14 protein-coding genes are annotated in these 16,570 nt (G+C 61.0%); 9 read left to right on the top strand and 5 right to left on the bottom strand.

Features of this window, described 5'->3' with window-relative positions:
• On the bottom strand, window positions 1–385 hold a 385-nt coding region (locus tag SOP97_RS06595; protein WP_459349891.1), incomplete at its 3' end, for an IS21 family transposase.
• Between the two features lie 206 nt (window positions 386–591).
• Here SOP97_RS06595 and SOP97_RS06590 point away from each other — a divergent pair.
• A complete protein-coding gene (locus SOP97_RS06590; RefSeq protein ID WP_322948686.1) occupies window positions 592–2,445 on the top strand; it encodes a cytochrome c/FTR1 family iron permease in 1,854 nt (617 codons plus the stop codon).
• A gap of 60 nt (window positions 2,446–2,505) precedes the next feature.
• Entirely contained in the window at window positions 2,506–2,955 is a 450-nt protein-coding gene (locus SOP97_RS06585; RefSeq protein WP_274088228.1) for a YaiI/YqxD family protein, read from the top strand.
• A gap of 102 nt (window positions 2,956–3,057) precedes the next feature.
• On the opposite strand, the gene SOP97_RS06580 is transcribed toward SOP97_RS06585, so the two are convergent.
• Together SOP97_RS06580 and elbB are read right to left on the bottom strand one after the other, a co-directional pair.
• Window positions 3,058–3,528: a thioesterase family protein gene (locus SOP97_RS06580; protein WP_274088229.1), complete on the bottom strand. Its 471-nt coding sequence runs from the start codon at window positions 3,526–3,528 to the stop codon at window positions 3,058–3,060.
• Between the two features lie 108 nt (window positions 3,529–3,636).
• Window positions 3,637–4,299 carry an isoprenoid biosynthesis glyoxalase ElbB gene (elbB, locus tag SOP97_RS06575; RefSeq protein WP_274088230.1) on the bottom strand — a complete coding sequence of 221 codons (663 nt, stop codon included), beginning with the start codon at window positions 4,297–4,299 and terminating at the stop codon, window positions 3,637–3,639.
• Between the two features lie 195 nt (window positions 4,300–4,494).
• On the opposite strand from elbB, the gene SOP97_RS06570 reads away from it, so the two are divergent.
• The 3 genes from SOP97_RS06570 to ppk1 all read left to right on the top strand — a co-directional run bounded on the left by SOP97_RS06570 (window position 4,495) and on the right by ppk1 (window position 9,209).
• Window positions 4,495–5,730 carry a sterol desaturase family protein gene (locus tag SOP97_RS06570; protein WP_322948684.1) on the top strand — a complete coding sequence of 412 codons (1,236 nt, stop codon included), beginning with the start codon at window positions 4,495–4,497 and terminating at the stop codon, window positions 5,728–5,730.
• A 242-nt stretch (window positions 5,731–5,972) separates the two neighbouring features.
• Window positions 5,973–6,986: a porphobilinogen synthase gene (gene hemB / locus SOP97_RS06565; protein ID WP_322948683.1), complete on the top strand. Its 1,014-nt coding sequence runs from the start codon at window positions 5,973–5,975 to the stop codon at window positions 6,984–6,986.
• Window positions 6,987–7,004: 18 nt separating this feature from the next.
• Window positions 7,005–9,209: a polyphosphate kinase 1 gene (gene ppk1, locus SOP97_RS06560; RefSeq protein ID WP_274088233.1), complete on the top strand. Its 2,205-nt coding sequence runs from the start codon at window positions 7,005–7,007 to the stop codon at window positions 9,207–9,209.
• 34 nt (window positions 9,210–9,243) lie between these two features.
• Here the strand turns inward: ppk1 and ppx are convergent, their stop codons facing one another.
• Window positions 9,244–10,746, bottom strand: coding sequence for an exopolyphosphatase (gene ppx, locus SOP97_RS06555; RefSeq protein ID WP_322948682.1), 1,503 nt, complete (start codon window positions 10,744–10,746; stop codon window positions 9,244–9,246).
• 279 nt (window positions 10,747–11,025) lie between these two features.
• On the opposite strand from ppx, the gene trxA reads away from it, so the two are divergent.
• From trxA to SOP97_RS06535, 4 genes are all read left to right on the top strand, one after another.
• Complete coding sequence (trxA, locus tag SOP97_RS06550; protein WP_090241426.1) at window positions 11,026–11,352, top strand: thioredoxin TrxA; 327 nt, start codon at window positions 11,026–11,028, stop codon at window positions 11,350–11,352.
• A 259-nt stretch (window positions 11,353–11,611) separates the two neighbouring features.
• The gene (gene rho / locus SOP97_RS06545) at window positions 11,612–12,871 is read left to right on the top strand and encodes a transcription termination factor Rho (RefSeq protein WP_274088235.1); all 1,260 of its coding nucleotides are present in this window, start codon (window positions 11,612–11,614) and stop codon (window positions 12,869–12,871) included.
• Window positions 12,872–13,006: 135 nt separating this feature from the next.
• Window positions 13,007–14,473, top strand: a complete 1,467-nt coding sequence (gene ubiD / locus SOP97_RS06540; RefSeq protein WP_274088236.1) for a 4-hydroxy-3-polyprenylbenzoate decarboxylase — start codon at window positions 13,007–13,009, stop codon at window positions 14,471–14,473.
• Complete coding sequence (locus SOP97_RS06535; protein ID WP_322948679.1) at window positions 14,473–15,441, top strand: CDP-6-deoxy-delta-3,4-glucoseen reductase; 969 nt, start codon at window positions 14,473–14,475, stop codon at window positions 15,439–15,441. The genes ubiD and SOP97_RS06535 overlap by 1 nt, the downstream gene beginning before the upstream one ends.
• Before the next feature lie 53 nt (window positions 15,442–15,494).
• On the opposite strand, the gene SOP97_RS06530 is transcribed toward SOP97_RS06535, so the two are convergent.
• Complete coding sequence (locus SOP97_RS06530; RefSeq protein ID WP_322948677.1) at window positions 15,495–16,472, bottom strand: NADPH:quinone oxidoreductase family protein; 978 nt, start codon at window positions 16,470–16,472, stop codon at window positions 15,495–15,497.
• Window positions 16,473–16,570 lie beyond the last annotated feature (98 nt).

The raw sequence follows: 16,570 nt of genomic DNA, 5'->3' as shown, positions 1-16,570 counted from the left end.
GCTCCTGACGCATCACCACGCCCAGCTTGCCCTGCCAGGCCCGGTAGTGCTCACAGAACCAGCTGTACTGAAAGCCCTGCGGCTGGCTCAGGCGGTACTCCTGCCAGAGCAGCGCCAGGGTCACCCCGGGGCGGCGCAGTTCGGCATGCACCCATGCCCAATCGGGTAAAGGCCGCTTCTCACTGGCAACCGCCGGGGCCGGCGGGAACAGTTGCTGCTCCAATTCGGCATCGGACAACGAACAGGGCCAACTGAGACCGCTGGCGGCAAAACGACAGAGGTAATCACCGGCACTGCTGTGGCCAGTACCCAGGCTGCGGGCGATCTTGCGCACGGACAGGCCGCAGTCGAACTTGAGGCGCAACACCTCTCGGATTTTACGCATGGATAAACGCTCCACGACGACCTCTTCGCTTCGAAAAAGAGGTCGATGGTAGTGAATAAATCCTGCGTAGCTGCCTGCCTGAAAAGTGTCCGGATGGCCGTGGAATCGGTGTCCGGATGCTCGTGGAGTGAGTGTCCGGATCAGCGTGGAATCACTGTCCGGATGTGCGTGGAATGGGTGTCCGAGTCAGCGTGGAATCCGCACTGATGCCCGTGTTGGCACTGTGTAGCCTGGCTGTTATGGCCGAGCCTATTGAGGGCGCGGCGCAAGCTTTGCATTTGTTGGGTTACCTAGGGGCTGACTACCCAGCCACCGTGGCCAATGGGCAAGTTGTCGACTCCGGCGAATACCGCGAGCAGCTTGAGTTTCTTACTGTACTGCAAGGCTTGATCGTTGCGCTGCCGGCGCGTGACGAGCAGGCCGAGCTGCAGCAGGGCGTGGCTAGCCTGCGTACGGGTATCGAACAGCGTGTCGAGGGCAACCTGGTCGCCCTGAAGGCCCGTGAGCTAGCCGCGACGCTGGCTACGGCCTATGGCGTCAGCCAGGCTCCGGCCATCACGCCCGACCCCAGCCGTGGCGCGCTGTTGTTCGCCCAGCACTGTAGCGTTTGCCATGGTGCTAGCGGTGCCGGCGATGGGCCGGCCGGCCTTGGTTTGGAGCCGCCACCGTCTAACTTGCGCGACCTGACGCGGCTGGACCGGTTAAGCCTGTATGACCTGTACAACACCGTCGGTCTGGGTATCGACGGCACCGATATGGCGGCCTTTGCTGATCAGCTGGATGAACGCCAGCGTTGGGACCTGGCCAGTTACATCGCCGGGTTCAGCGCCACGTCAGCTGATCAGGGCGAGCCGTTCAGCCTGACTGCGTTGTCGGGTATGACCCCTGCCGAAGTCGGCGCTGAGCAAGGTGAGGCAGCTGCTGCACGGTTCCGCGCTCAACGTGCGCAGCCGCCGGCGCAACAACGCGGCCCGCAGCAGTTGATTGGGCATACCCAGGCGATGCTCGAACGCAGCCTGAACGCCTACCGCGACGGCGATCACGAGCAGGCCTATGACCTTTCTGTCGCCGCTTATCTGGAAGGCTTCGAGCTGGTCGAGGGGGCGTTGAACAACCTCGATCCGGCGCAGCGCAAAACCACCGAGCGCGCCCTGATGGCCTATCGGCAGGCGCTGCAAGACGGTTTGTCGGTGCCTCAGGCCGCGCAACGTCTGGAGCAGGCCAAAGCCGAGCTGGCGACCTCCGCGGCGTTGCTCAACAGCGATGGTTTGTCGGGTTCGCTGAGTTTCTTCTCCAGCTTGCTGATCCTGCTGCGCGAGGGGTTGGAGGCGATTCTGGTGTTGGCGGCGATTCTCGCCTTCCTGCGCAACACCGGGCAGCAGCAGGCGGTGCGCAGTGTGCACGTCGGTTGGGGCCTGGCTCTGTTGGCCGGGGTGGCCACTTGGGCGCTGGCGGCGTACCTGATAGATGTCAGTGGCGCTCAGCGCGAGGTGCTTGAGGGCGTTACCGCACTGTTTGCCAGTGTCATGGTGCTCTGGCTGGGCGTGTGGATGCATGATCGCCGGCATGCCGCGGCGTGGCAGGATTACATCAAGAGCAGCCTGGTCGGCGGTGGTGGCCGTTTCGGCTTTGCCGTACTGGCGTTCTTCTCGGTGTACCGCGAGCTGTTTGAGGTCATCTTGTTCTACGAAACCCTCTGGCTACAGGCAGGCCCGCAAGGCCATGGCATGGTCCTGGCCGGTGCTGCTGCCGCTCTGGCGCTGCTGCTTGGCCTGGCTTGGGTGATCCTGCGCGGTTCACGCAAGTTGCCGCTGGCGACCTTCTTCGGCGCTAACGCGGTGCTGTTGTGCGTGCTCTCGGTGGTGTTTGCCGGCCATGGTGTGGCGGCTTTGCAAGAGGCCGGCGTGCTGAACACGCACCCCGTGGCCTTCTTCGAGTTCGACTGGTTGGGTATTCATGCGGATGCTTACGGTCTTGCCGCCCAGGCTGTCGCATTGGCGGCCATTGCGCTGTTTTATGGGCGTAGCTGGTTGGGCGAGCAGCGTCGGCTAGCAGTCTAAGCGCCAGGCTGTTGCCGGCATGGCTTACCATGTCGGCTTGCCTGCAAAGAGTAATGTGCCATGCGCGTGTGGATTGATGCCGATGCCTGCCCCAAAGCGGCCAAGGATCAGGTGGTGAAGTTCGCCCTGAAGCGCCGCTTCGAGGTGTTATTGGTAGCCGGTCAGGCTCAGGTTAAGCCGGCCTACAGCTGCGTGCGGCTGATCGTGGTACCCAGTGGCCCGGATGCCGCCGATGATTACCTGGTGGAACATGCCGTGCCCGGTGAGTTGGTGATTTGCAGCGATGTGCCGTTGGCCGATCGCCTGGTGAAAAAGGGCGTGGCGGTGCTGGACCCACGCGGCCGTGAGTTTGATGAGCGCAACATGGGCGACAAGCTGGCGGTGCGTAACCTGTTCACCGAGCTGCGTGAGGCGGGCCAGGTCAGTGGCGGGCAGCCGCCTTATGGCGAGCGCGACAAGCAGGCCTTTGCCAACTCACTGGATCGTATCCTCACCCGCTTGAGCCGTTAGCGCATCCTGCGTGCTGCTGTGGGAGGCGCTTTAGCGGCGAGCCTTGGCGTCTCATCGCGGCTAAAGCCTCTCCCACATCGCTGCTTTCTGAGCCGACCTGGACTATCCGCACAGATACGTGCCGGTGCCGACTGCCACCAGGGTGCCGTCATCGCTGTGCAATTCGCTGCGCACCACCGCGACCTTGTTGCCGCTGCGTAGCAGCACGGCGGTGGCGGTAAAGCGCTGGCCGCGCCCGGGGCGCAGGTAATCGATACGCAGGTCGATGGTGCCGAGTTTCGACAGCCGCGCCATGCGCTCGGCGCTGGACAGGTGCTGGTGTTTGTCGAAGGCGCCGATCAGCGCCATGGCGCCGCCCGCGACATCCAGCAAAGAAGAAATCACCCCACCATGCAGAATGCCGTGGACGAAGTTGCCGATCAGCTCGGGCTTCATCGGCAGGTGCATGGTAACGCGCTGGCTGCTTAGTTCATCCAGCTCGATGCCGAGCATCTGGTTGAAGGGAATACGCTGGAAGAACTGACTGACCGCTTGTTGCAGCTCGGTGTTCAGCTCGAAAGGTGGGTTGCTCATGGAGATCGTGCCTGGACGAAGGGACAATCAACCTGCCGCACTGTGGCTGATCTGGCCAGTGGCGCGGCGGGTGTGCCGCGCGCATTGGCGGGATTGGCCTTGGATTACTTAAGCCGGGTGGCTGAGCTCCAGCACCCGATCCACCAGCTTGTTGATGCCCGAGGCGGCTTCGCTGATTGACTGGGCAACCATATAAGCCGGCGTCGTCACCAGCTTGCGCTCGGCATCTTCAACAATCTCGCTGACTTCACACTCATGGTGTTGTGCGCCCATCTGTACCAAGGCGGCTGCCGTGTCGTGGTCGTTGCCGATGGTGCAGATCACGCCGCTGCCGAAGATGTTGGTCGCCAGCGCCGGGGCAATGCACATCAGCCCGACCGGCTTGCCGGCTTTGACGAAGGCCTGAGTGGCGCTCAGTACATCCGGCTGCACCGTGCAGTTGGCGCCGCTGATGGCAAAGTCAGAGAGGTTTTTCGCCACGCCAAAGCCGCCCGGCATGATCAGCGCGTCGAAGTCAGCGACATGCAGCTCCCTGACGTCCTTGATCTTGCCGCGGGCGATGCGCGCCGACTCCACCAGCACGTTGCGCGTCTCGTCCATTTCATCGCCGCTGTAGTGGTCGACCACATGCAGTTGCGCCACGTTGGGGGCAAAGCATTGCACCTTGGCGCCGCGCTGATCGAGGCGTAGCAGGGTGATCACGCTTTCATGGATTTCCGCGCCATCGTAGACACCACAGCCGGAAAGAATTACCGCGACGTTCTTGTTCATCAAATTCTCCTGAGTTGATAGCTGCACTGGGCTGAGTTGTGATTTGTCGGCGCCTGAACACGCTTGTCGCCATCTGCTACCCAGTTTGGCATGGTGTGCCGCAAGTGGCGTGCGCCGCTGGGCTAAGATTTATGCAGCCATCCTAGCTGTTAGCCCCATGCAGCGATATGGCGCTTCTTTGCAAATGGTGACGCCATGAATTACATCCTCTACGCCGTACCGTTTTTCTTTGGGTTGATCGCCCTGGAGTTGCTGCTCGACCGTTGGCGCGGCCTCAGCACTTACCGGTTTTCTGATGCCATCAACAGCCTCAGCGCTGGCGTGCTGTCGACCACTGTGGGCCTGTTGACCAAGGTCGTTGGTGTATTCGCCTACACAGTGGCCTGGCAGCACGTGGCGCTGTTTGAGTTATCAGCCAGTAGCCTGTGGGTCTGGCTGTTTGCCTTCGTTTTCTACGACTTCTGTTATTACTGGAACCACCGCTTGGGCCATGAGCGCAACGTGCTGTGGGCGGCGCATTCGGTACATCACCAGAGTGAGGAATACAACCTCTCCACTGCGCTACGGCAGACCAGCAGCGGGTTTCTCTTCGGCTGGATCTTCTACCTGCCGATGGCCGTGGCCGGTGTGCCGCCGCTGGTATTTTTGACGGTGGCGGCGCTGAACCTGCTTTATCAGTTCTGGGTGCATACCCGGCATATCCCTAAGCTGGGCTGGTACGAGTGGCTGTTTATCACGCCGTCCAACCACCGTGTGCACCATGCGCAGAATGCTGTGTATATGGATCGCAACTACGGCGGTGTGTTCATTGTCTGGGATCGCCTGTTCGGCACCTTTCAGGAGGAGTTGGATGACCAGCCGGTGGTATTCGGCGTAACCACGCCGCTGGCTAGCTGGAATCCGCTGTGGGCTAATGTGCAGTTCTATGTGGCGCTGTGGCGTGACGCTGTGCGCGCCGAGTCCTGGTGGGACAGGTTGCGCATTTGGTTTATGCGCACCGGCTGGCGGCCGGCTGATGTTGCGGCAAAATACCCGCAGCACAAGGCGGATTTGAGCCAGTTCGTTAAGTTCGATGTGCCGCTGAGCTTGGCGCAGAAGTGCTATGCCGGTGTGCAGTTCAGCCTCTATGTGCTCGGCGGCACGCTGTTACTGGGCCTGGGCAATGATCTAAGCCTGGCGCAGGTGCTCTTGGGCGTGGCCTGGATGGCTGTCGGCTTGTATGTGCTTGGGGTCTGGCTGGAGAACCGCCCCAGTGCCAAGCGGCTGGAAGTGCTGCGGTTGCTGCTAAACCTGCCGGCGGCCTGGTTGGCAGTGCAGCTGGGGTTGCTGGCCAGTCAGCCGCTGCTCTGGACGCTGCTGTTAGGCTACAGCCTGCTTAGCCTGGGGGCGCTGTTCTGGACGCCACGCGGGGAGAATGCAGTGCCTGCCTAATGTGCTAACGACCAGGCCCGACAACGGTGGACAGGCGCAGGCTTGCTCCACCGTTGTCGTTTCAGGCATTTGAGCGGCGGCTGACGCTGTCCAGTTCGGCATATTCTCGTCATGCTCCAGGGGTTATGCTGGCTGGGCTTGCGGCAAGCGGTCGCAGCGCTGTCGTGCGTTGTCATACTTTGGTCATAATGGCCGCTTATAACTGTCACACTTGCCCGTCGCTACGGGCTTTGGAGTCTGTCGTGAGCTTTACCCCCGCCAATCGCCTGTTTCCCGCCACTCGCCTGCGTCGCAATCGCCGTGATGATTTCTCCCGGCGCCTGGTGCGTGAAAACCGCCTGAGTGTTGATGACCTGATTCTGCCGGTGTTCGTCCTCGACGGCGAAAACCGCCGCGAAGCGATTGCCTCGATGCCGGGTGTTGAGCGCCTGTCCATCGACCTGCTGCTCAAAGAAGCCGAGCACTGGGTGGCCCTGGGGATTCCGGCGCTGGCGCTGTTCCCGGTGACGCCGCTGGAGAAGAAGTCTCTGCTCGGCGAAGAAGCCTGGAACCCGGACGGCATTGCCCAGCGTGCGATCCGAGCCCTGCGCGCCAAGTTCCCTGAACTGGGGGTGATAAGCGATGTGGCGCTGGACCCATTCACCACCCACGGTCAGGACGGCATTCTCGACGCCGATGGCTACGTGCAGAACGACATCACTGTCGATGCACTGGTCAAGCAGGCGCTTTCGCATGCTGACGCCGGTGCCCAGGTGGTTGCCCCCTCGGACATGATGGACGGCCGTGTGCAGGCGATCCGCGAGGCGCTGGAGTTGGCTGATCATTCCAATGTGCGCATCATGGCCTACTCGGCCAAGTACGCCAGCGCCTACTACGGCCCGTTCCGCGATGCTGTGGGCTCGGCGGCGAACCTGGGTAAGGCCAACAAGGCCAGCTACCAGATGGACCCGGCCAATAGCGATGAAGCGCTGCACGAAGTGGCGGCAGATTTGGCCGAAGGCGCGGACATGGTGATGGTCAAGCCGGGCATGCCCTACCTGGACATTCTTTGCCGGGTCAAAGCGGAATTCAAAGTGCCGACCTTTGTCTATCAGGTCAGCGGTGAGTACGCCATGCATATGGCGGCTATCCAGAATGGCTGGTTGAGCGAAGCGGTGATTCTCGAGTCACTGACCGCCTTCAAGCGTGCGGGTGCTGATGGCATCCTGACTTATTTCGCCGTGCGCGCGGCAGAACTACTGAAACAGGGGCACTAGCCCCTCCAGGACTTTTCAATGAACACCGAAGGACTCAGTACCCCTGAATTGCAAGACGCCCAGCCGGTCGTCGACGAGGTTGTAGCCGTGGAACCCCCTGTGATCGAAGCCCCCGCGCCCGTCGCACCTGCGCCCGTGGTGATCCACAACCTGGATGACAGCAGCCTGTATATCCACCGCGAGCTTTCACAACTGCAATTCAATATCCGCGTGCTGGAACAGGCGCTGGATGAGTCCTACCCGTTGCTGGAGCGACTGAAGTTCCTGCTGATCTTCTCCAGCAACCTCGACGAGTTCTTTGAGATCCGCGTGGCTGGCCTGAAGAAGCAGATCAACTTCGCTCGCGAACAGGCCGGCGCCGATGGCTTGCAACCGCATCAGGCGCTGGCACGGATTGCCGAGTTGGTGCACGAGCAGGTTGAGCGCCAATACGCCATTCTCAACGACAACCTGTTCCCGGCGCTGGCCAAGCACAACGTCAATTTTATCCGTCGACGTTTCTGGAATGCCAAGCTCAAAGCCTGGGTTCGCCGCTATTTCCGCGACGAGATCGCGCCGATCATCACCCCGATTGGTCTCGACCCGACGCATCCGTTCCCGCTGCTGGTGAACAAGAGCCTGAACTTTATTGTTGAGCTGGAAGGCATCGACGCCTTCGGCCGCGACTCCGGTCTGGCGATCATTCCCGCGCCGCGTCTGCTGCCGCGCATCATCAAGGTGCCGGAGGATGTCGGCGGTCCGGGCGACAACTTCGTATTCCTCTCCTCGATGATCCACGCCCACGCCGATGACCTGTTCCAGGGCATGAAGGTCAAGGGCTGCTACCAGTTCCGTCTAACCCGTAACGCCGACCTGTCGGTGGACACCGAAGACGTCGAAGACCTGGCCCGCGCGCTGCGTGGCGAGCTGTTCAGCCGTCGTTACGGCGATGCGGTGCGCCTGGAGGTGGTCGACACCTGCCCACAGCCATTGCTCAACTACCTGCTCAAGCAGTTCAACCTGACGGAGGCCGAGCTGTACCGGGTTAATGGCCCGGTCAACCTGACGCGGCTGTTCAGTATTACCGGTCTGGAAAGCCATCCAGAGCTGCAATACACGCCCTTCACTCCGGTGATCCCCAAATTGCTGCAGAACGCTGAGAACATTTTCAGTGTGGTCAGCAAGCAGGACATTCTTCTGCTGCATCCGTTTGAATCCTTTACCCCCGTGGTCGACCTGCTGCGTCAGGCGGCAAAAGACCCGCATGTGCTGGCGATCAAGCAGACCCTGTACCGCTCGGGGGCCAACTCGGAAATCGTCGATGCGCTGGTCGATGCCGCGCGTAACGGCAAGGAAGTCACCGCGGTGATCGAGTTGCGTGCACGCTTTGACGAAGAGTCTAACCTGGCGCTGGCCAGCCGCTTGCAGGCCGCCGGCGCGGTGGTGATCTACGGCGTGGTGGGCTTCAAGACCCACGCCAAGATGATGCTGATCCTGCGCCGTGAGAGCGGTGATATCGTCCGCTACGCGCACTTGGGCACAGGTAACTACCATGCCGGCAACGCCAAGCTGTACACCGACTACAGCCTGCTGACCGCCGACGTGGCGCTGTGTGAGGACGTGTCCAAACTATTCAGCCAGCTGATCGGCATGGGCAAGACGCTGCGCATGAAGAAGCTGCTGCACGCGCCGTTTACCTTGAAAAAGACCCTGCTCGACATGATCGCCCGCGAGACTGCCCAGGCTGCCGAAGGCAAGCCGGCGCATATCATGGCCAAGTTCAACTCGCTGACCGATGCCAAGATCATCCGCGCGCTGTACAAGGCCAGCCAGGCCGGGGTGAAGATTGAGCTGGTGGTGCGCGGCATGTGCTGCCTGCGCCCGGGCATTGCCGGGGTCTCGCACAATATTCAGGTGCGCTCGATTATTGGCCGCTTCCTCGAGCACACGCGGGTGTTCTACTTCCTCAATGGCGGCGAAGAGCAGATCTACCTGTCCAGCGCCGACTGGATGGAGCGCAACCTCGATAAGCGCGTCGAGACCTGCTTCCCAGTAGAAGGCAAGAAGTTGATTCTGCGGGTCAAGAAGGAGCTGGAAAGCTACCTGAGCGACAACACCCAGGCCTGGGTGCTGCAATCGGATGGGCGCTACCTGCGCTGCAGCCCGAGTGGCAACCAGAACCCGCGCAGCGCGCAGGCTGGTTTGCTGGAGAAGTTGACGGCGCCGCTGATCAGCGCCCGTTAAACCAGTGCGCAGGTGGCGCCGTGCTGGCGCCGCCTCAGCGCACGCTCAGTTCGACGCCAATACGTTTGAGCCACTCCGCTTCCTGGGTGAAATCGGCCTGGGTCAGCGGATTGTTTGCCAGCCAACCATCCGGGAATTGAATTTCCAGGCTCTGTTCACGGGCCTTGAGCTGCACCTCGGGCATTTCTTGGCTGCCGCGAATGTGGTGGAACAGGATGGCAAAGCGCAGCAGTACACACAGGCGCATCAGCTTGATGCCCTCGGCACCGAAGTCGGCGAACTTATCCTTGGGGATATTGCGCCGATGACCGCGTACCAGCAGGGCGAGCATCTGCTGATCCTGACGGGAAAAACCTGACAGGTCCGAGTGCTCAACCAGGTAAGCGCCGTGCTTGTGGTACTGGTAGTGGGCAATATCCAAACCCACCTCATGCACTTTGGCGGCCCAGCTGAGCAGCTCGCGGTGGCAGTCGTCTTGCAGTTGCCAGTCCTCGGCGACCTTGCCCAGCGCAGACAGCGCCTTGCTTTCAACCCGCGCCGCCTGCTCCAGGTCGACGTGATAACGCTCCATCAACGAGCTGAGCGTGCGTTCACGCACGTCTTCATGCTGATGCCGGCCCAGCAGGTCATACAGCACGCCTTCACGCAACGCGCCTTCCGAGTGGCTCATGCGTTGGATATCACAGGCATCGAAGATTGCCTCGAGAATCGCCAGGCCGGCCGGGAAAATTCCGCGGCGATCGACCTTGATGCCGTCGAGATCGAGTTTTTCCGCGTCGCCAATCTTGAACACTTTGCGTTTCAGCCAGGCCAGCCCTTCGGCATTGACCTCGCCCGAGCCAAGCCCGGCCGCTTGAATAGTCAGGCCGATGGCCTTGATGGTGCCGGAAGCACCCACTGCGTCTTCCCAACCGAGGCGGCGTAGGGCGTGCTCGATGCCCATGATCTCCAGCCGAGCCGCGGTGTAAGCCTGGGCATAGCGCGCGGGAGTAATCTTGCCGTCCTTGAAGAAGCGCTGGGTAAAGCTGACGCAGCCCATCTGCAAGCTTTCGCGCAGCATGGGTTCGAAGCGTTGGCCGATGATGAATTCGGTACTGCCGCCGCCAATGTCGGCGACCAGGCGTTTACCGGGGGTGTCGGCAATGCTGTGCGACACGCCGAGGTAGATCAGGCGGGCTTCTTCACGGCCGGAAATGACTTCCACCGGGTGCCCGAGAATTTCTTCGGCGCGGCGGATAAACTCGCCACGGTTGCGCGCCTCGCGCAGGGCGTTGGTGCCCACTACACGCACCGCACCTTCTGGCAGGCTGGCGGTCAGCTGGGCGAAGCGGCGCAGGCAGTCGAGCCCACGCTGCATAGCCTCTTCGCTGAGCAGGCGCTGCTCGTCAATGCCGGCGGCCAGTTGGACCTTATCGCCGAGGCGTTCGAGGATGCGGATCTCGCCGTGATCGGCTTTGGCCAGCACCATATGGAAGCTGTTGGAGCCTAGGTCGATAGCTGCAATCAAAGGGAAAGACTCGGCAGGGGTATGCGGCATGGCAGAACCATCTCAGAGCGGAACCGTGTCATCGTGCCACGATAGCCTGGCCTCGCCAACGCATACTGATGTCGCAGGCGCCCGCCAATGCCGCTGTACGGCGATGCATGCAGCGCTGGCGCTGGGCTGACCGGTGGTCTGAATAAATTGCGTGGTAAAGGCCTGCGTGGTCGTTTTGGGGCTGCACCATAGAGAAGCTCAATTGCCGCCGCCTTCCTGTGTGGAGAAAGCCGGGCTATGATGTCGCCCATCTTTTGCTTCCGAACACGGAGACTTTCCATGAGCGAATTCATCACCAATGTCAGCGATGCCAGCTTCGACCAAGATGTCCTGCAGGCCGAAGGGCCGGTGCTGGTCGACTACTGGGCTGAGTGGTGCGGCCCGTGCAAAATGATAGCGCCGGTGCTCGATGAGATCGCCCAGACCTATCAGGGCAAGCTGAAAGTCTGCAAGCTGAACATCGATGAAAACCAGGACACCCCGCCGAAGTTTGGCGTGCGTGGCATCCCAACGCTGATGCTGTTCAAGAACGGCAATGTTGAAGCCACCAAAGTGGGCGCACTGTCCAAGTCGCAGCTGGCGGCGTTCCTCGATAGCAACATCTAAGTTGTACTGAGACGCCAACAAGCGCTAGAAGCCCCGCACATTGCGGGGCTTTTTTCTGCCTGGGCGCTGGACGTACGAATAAAACCGGTGTTACATTCGGCTTCGCTGTATTTCCTATGCAGCCCCCTGCAAGCCGTCGCCGACGCATTCCTATCCGAATCCTTCGATACATAAGCAGGCGATCAACTCGCCTTCTCTGCGGCGCTGGCTCCCAAGCTAAATAGCTTATTTCCCCTCCTTCATGAATTACGTCATTCCTATGAATCTGACCGAACTCAAGCAAAAGCCGATTACCGAACTGCTGGAACTCGCTGAACAACAGGGCCTGGATAACATGGCTCGTTCACGCAAGCAGGACGTGATTTTCTCCCTGTTGAAGAAACACGCTAAAAGCGGTGAGGAAATCTCCGGTGATGGCGTGCTGGAGATTCTCCAGGACGGTTTCGGCTTTCTCCGCTCTGCGGATGCCTCGTACCTCGCTGGCCCCGATGACATCTACGTCTCGCCGAGCCAGATCCGCCGCTTCAACTTGCGTACCGGCGATACCATCGTCGGCAAGATACGCCCGCCGAAAGAAGGCGAGCGTTACTTCGCGCTGCTCAAGGTTGACACGATCAACTACGACCGCCCGGAAAACGCCAAGAACAAGATTCTCTTCGAGAACCTGACGCCGCTGTTCCCGACCAAGCGTTTGGTCATGGAAGCCGGTAACGGCTCTACCGAAGACATCACCGGCCGGGTGATCGACCTCTGCGCCCCGATCGGTAAAGGCCAGCGTGGCCTGATCGTCGCACCGCCGAAAGCCGGTAAGACCATCATGCTGCAGAACATCGCGGCGAACATTGCGCGCAACAACCCCGAGTGCCACCTGATCGTTCTGCTGATCGACGAGCGCCCGGAAGAAGTGACCGAAATGCAGCGCACCGTGCGCGGCGAAGTGGTGGCCTCGACCTTCGATGAGCCACCAACCCGCCACGTGCAGGTGGCCGAAATGGTCATCGAAAAGGCCAAGCGCCTGGTTGAGCACAAGAAGGATGTAGTCATCCTGCTCGACTCCATCACCCGTCTGGCGCGTGCTTACAACACCGTGATCCCAAGCTCCGGCAAGGTGCTCACCGGTGGTGTCGATGCTCACGCCTTGGAGAAGCCGAAACGCTTCTTTGGCGCCGCGCGTAACATCGAAGAAGGCGGTTCGCTGACCATCATCGCCACCGCGCTGGTGGAAACTGGCTCGAAGATGGATGAAGTGATCTACGAAGAATTCAAAGGCACCGGCAACATGGAGCTGCCGCTGGACCGTCGTATCGCCGAGAAGCGTGTGTTCCCTGCGATCAACATCAACCGCGCCGGTACCCGTCGCGAAGAGCTGTTGACCGCCGAGGACGAACTGCAGCGCATGTGGATTCTGCGCAAGCTGCTGCACCCGATGGATGAAATTGCCGCCATCGAGTTCCTCACCGACAAGTTGAAAGCGACTAAGACCAACGAAGAGTTCTTCCAGTCGATGAAGCGTAAGTAAGGCGTCCTTCGCCCTACAACAAAAGCCGGGTAAGCCCGGCTTTTGTGTCTCTGCATATTGGCTTTCCCTTCTGAAAGACCGAGTTCGGCGCTAAACTTTGCGGCCCTATTGCTCGGCTCGAAACGAGGCATTTGCATGCAGTATCGTGACCTGCGCGACTTTATTCGCGGCCTGGAACAGCGCGGTGAACTCAAGCGTATCCAGACACCCGTCTCTCCCGTGCTGGAGATGACGGAAATTTGCGACCGCACGTTGCGTAAAGGCGGGCCGGCGCTGCTGTTCGAAAACCCCACAGGCTTCGATGTACCGGTACTCGGCAACCTGTTCGGCACGCCCAAGCGCGTGGCGTTGGGCATGGGCGCGGAAGAGGTCAGCGAGCTGCGTGAAATCGGCAAGCTGCTGGCGTTTTTGAAGGAGCCTGAGCCGCCGAAGGGCCTGAAGGATGCCTGGAGCAAGCTGCCGATTTTCCGCAAGGTACTGGCCATGGCGCCAAAAGTCGTTAAAGACGCGCCGTGCCAGGAAGTGATCGAAGAGGGTGATGACGTCGACCTCGGCAAGCTGCCTGTGCAGACCTGCTGGCCGGGCGATGTGGGGCCGCTGATCACCTGGGGCCTGACCATCACCAAAGGGCCTAACAAGGAACGACAGAACCTCGGCATTTACCGTCAGCAGGTGATTGGCCGCAACAAAGTGATTATGCGCTGGCTCAGCCACCGCGGCGGCGCACTGGATTTTCGCGACTGGTGCCAGAAATACCCGGATCGTCCCTACCCGGTTGCGGTGGCGCTGGGGGCTGATCCTGCGACCATTCTCGGCGCGGTCACACCGGTGCCGGATACCTTGTCTGAATATGCCTTTGCTGGCCTGTTACGCGGCAACAGAACCGAGCTGGTGAAGTGTCGCGGCAGTGATCTGCAGGTTCCGGCCAGTGCCGAAATCGTCCTCGAGGGGGTGATTCACCCTGGTGAGATGGCCCCGGAAGGCCCTTACGGCGACCACACCGGCTATTACAACGAGGTGGACAGCTTCCCGGTGTTCACCGTTGAGCGCATCACGCGTAGGCAAAAGCCGATTTACCACAGCACCTACACCGGCCGGCCACCGGATGAGCCGGCGATTCTCGGTGTGGCGCTCAATGAAGTCTTCGTGCCGATTCTGCAGAAGCAGTACCCCGAGATCGTCGACTTCTACCTGCCGCCGGAAGGCTGTTCCTACCGCCTGGCGGTGGTCACCATCAAAAAGCAGTATCCCGGCCACGCCAAGCGCGTGATGCTCGGTGTGTGGAGCTTCCTGCGCCAGTTTATGTACACCAAGTTTGTCATCGTCACTGATGACGACATCAATGCGCGGGACTGGAACGATGTGATTTGGGCCATCACCACGCGCATGGACCCCAAGCGCGACACGGTGATGATCGACAACACCCCGATCGACTACCTGGACTTTGCCTCGCCGATCTCGGGCTTGGGGTCGAAGATGGGCCTGGACGCCACCCACAAGTGGCCGGGCGAGACGACTCGCGAATGGGGCCGGGCTATCGTTCAGGATGAAGCGGTCAAGCAGCGCGTCGATGCGCTGTGGTCTGAGTTGGGAATTGATTGATGAAAGTCACCCTGAATCCTTCAGGCGCAGTACTGGACGTCCAGCCCCGCGAGCGTATTCTCGATGCCGCGCGGCGCCTGGGCTACGACTGTCCGCAAAGCTGCCGTAATGGTAACTGCCATATCTGCGCGGCGTTATTGGTTGAAGGCCGCGTGCAGCAAGGCGGGGTTGAGCTGGCCCAGGGAGAGCTGTTCACCTGTCTGGCAGAACCGCTGGAAGACTGTGTGCTGCACTGGGATGGCGTGCTCGCCCCTGGCGAGCTGCCGGTGCGCGAGTTGGCCTGCCAGGTTGCCGCCTGCGATGACCTGGGCGGCGATGTGTTTCGTCTGCGCCTGCAAGCGCCTGCCGGCAAGGCACCGCGTTACCACGCCGGGCAATACCTGCTGCTGCAGCGCGACGCTGATGATTACGCGGCCTTTTCCCTGGCATCGGCTCCGCACTGCGGCCGCGAGCTGGAGTTGCATGTACTGGCCCGCGACGAGGCGACTGTCGCCCTCGTGGACCAATTGCGCACCACGGGCCTGGTGCGGGTGAAACTGCCGTTCGGTGATACTCATTTGGCCGAACTGCCGGATGGACCGCTGGTGTTGATTGCCGCCGGTACCGGCATGGCGCAAATGCACAGTTTGATCGAGCATTGTCGGGCTATCGGTTTTGCCCACCCGGTGCATCTGTACTGGGGCGCGCGCCGCCCGGAAGACTTCTATGAGCTGGAGCATTGGGCGCAGTGGCAGCAAGTGCCCAACCTGTTTCTGCACCAGGTAGTCAGCGATCAGTGCGGTTGGAAGGGGCGTTGCGGTCTGCTGCATGAGGCCGTGCGTGAAGATTTTGCCGACCTTAACGCATTACACGTCTACGCCAGCGGCTCGCCGGCCATGGTTTATGCCACCCTCGATGCATTGGTAGACGCGGGTATGGATGCGCATCGAATGCGCGCAGACGTCTTCGCCTACGCGCCACGCGGTTAACCGCGTCAATAAAAAAGGCCGCCAGATGGGCGGCCTTTTGCTGTCGCGTGCGATCAGCGCACCTGCACCACCACTTTGCCCACCGCCTTACGTTGGCCCAGCATATCGATCGCCTCGGCGGCCTGCGCCAGTGGGTACGTCTGCGAGACCAGTGGCTTGAGTTTGCCTTCGGCGTGCCAGGCAAACAGCTGCTGGAAGTTGGCCGCATTGTCTTGTGGCTGGCGCTGGGCAAACGCGCCCCAGAACACCCCGACCACGGCGGCGCCCTTGAGCAGCGCCAGGTTCACTGGCAACTCGGGAATGCGCCCACTGGCAAAGCCCACCACCAGCAAGCGGCCGTTCCAGGCAATGCTACGAATCGCCGCGTCGAATAGATCGCCGCCGACTGGGTCGTAGATCACGTCGGCGCCTTGGCCGCCGGTCAGGCGCTTCACTTCGTCTTTCAGGTTGCTTTCGCTGTAGTTGATCAGCTCATCGGCCCCAGCAGCCTTGGCTACGTCGAGTTTCTCCGCGCTGCTCGCGGCGGCGATGACCTTGGCGCCCATGGCTTTGCCAATTTCCACGGCTGCCAAGCCGACACCGCCAGAGGCGCCGAGTACCAGCAGGGTTTCCCCAGGCTGCAGGTTGGCGCGCTGCTTGAGGGCGTGCATCGAGGTGCCGTAGGTCATGCCGAAAGCGGCGGCGCTGGCAAAGTCCATGCTCGCGGGGATTGGCATGACGTTATAGCCGGGTACCGCCACTTCTTCGGCGAAGCTGCCCCAGCCGGTCAGAGCCATCACCCGGTCGCCGACTTTCAGGTGGCTGACTTTTTCACCGACGGCCGTGACTACGCCAGATGCTTCGCCACCCGGGGAAAAGGGGAAAGGCGGTTTGAACTGGTATTTGCCTTCAATGATTAGCGTATCGGGGAAGTTGACCCCGGCGGCATGCACTTCCAGCAACACTTCATTCTTCTTCGCTTCGGGGCTGGCGATTTCTTCCAGTACCAGGGTTTCGGCGGGGCCGAAGGCTTTGCACAGCACGGCTTTCATCGGGCTTTCCTCTGCGGTTGTTGGCCATGCAGTGTAGGTGTGAGTGCTGCCCGGTCAACGAGCATGCTTGTGCATGATGGTTATGCATAAGGCTGGGG

The sequence above is a fragment of the Pseudomonas spirodelae genome (assembly GCF_034653255.1).
In the GTDB taxonomy this organism is placed as follows: Bacteria; Pseudomonadota; Gammaproteobacteria; order Pseudomonadales; family Pseudomonadaceae; genus Aquipseudomonas; species Aquipseudomonas spirodelae.
The sequence above is the reverse complement of the archived record's forward strand: the minus strand, read 5'-3'. Positions and strand labels throughout refer to the sequence as shown.

Excerpts from the sequence above, each read along its gene's own strand:
- ubiD (WP_274088236.1), top strand. The coding sequence starts at position 13,007 with ATGCAGTATCGTGACCTGCGCGACTTTATTCGCGGCCTGGAACAGCGC.
- trxA (WP_090241426.1), top strand. The coding sequence starts at position 11,026 with ATGAGCGAATTCATCACCAATGTCAGCGATGCCAGCTTCGACCAAGAT.
- elbB (WP_274088230.1), bottom strand. The coding sequence starts at position 4,299 with ATGAACAAGAACGTCGCGGTAATTCTTTCCGGCTGTGGTGTCTACGAT.
- ppx (WP_322948682.1), bottom strand. The coding sequence starts at position 10,746 with ATGCCGCATACCCCTGCCGAGTCTTTCCCTTTGATTGCAGCTATCGAC.
- SOP97_RS06585 (WP_274088228.1), top strand. The coding sequence starts at position 2,506 with ATGCGCGTGTGGATTGATGCCGATGCCTGCCCCAAAGCGGCCAAGGAT.
- SOP97_RS06570 (WP_322948684.1), top strand. The coding sequence starts at position 4,495 with ATGAATTACATCCTCTACGCCGTACCGTTTTTCTTTGGGTTGATCGCC.
- SOP97_RS06535 (WP_322948679.1), top strand. The coding sequence starts at position 14,473 with ATGAAAGTCACCCTGAATCCTTCAGGCGCAGTACTGGACGTCCAGCCC.
- SOP97_RS06530 (WP_322948677.1), bottom strand. The coding sequence starts at position 16,472 with ATGAAAGCCGTGCTGTGCAAAGCCTTCGGCCCCGCCGAAACCCTGGTA.
- SOP97_RS06580 (WP_274088229.1), bottom strand. The coding sequence starts at position 3,528 with ATGAGCAACCCACCTTTCGAGCTGAACACCGAGCTGCAACAAGCGGTC.
- rho (WP_274088235.1), top strand. The coding sequence starts at position 11,612 with ATGAATCTGACCGAACTCAAGCAAAAGCCGATTACCGAACTGCTGGAA.
- SOP97_RS06590 (WP_322948686.1), top strand. The coding sequence starts at position 592 with ATGCCCGTGTTGGCACTGTGTAGCCTGGCTGTTATGGCCGAGCCTATT.
- ppk1 (WP_274088233.1), top strand. The coding sequence starts at position 7,005 with ATGAACACCGAAGGACTCAGTACCCCTGAATTGCAAGACGCCCAGCCG.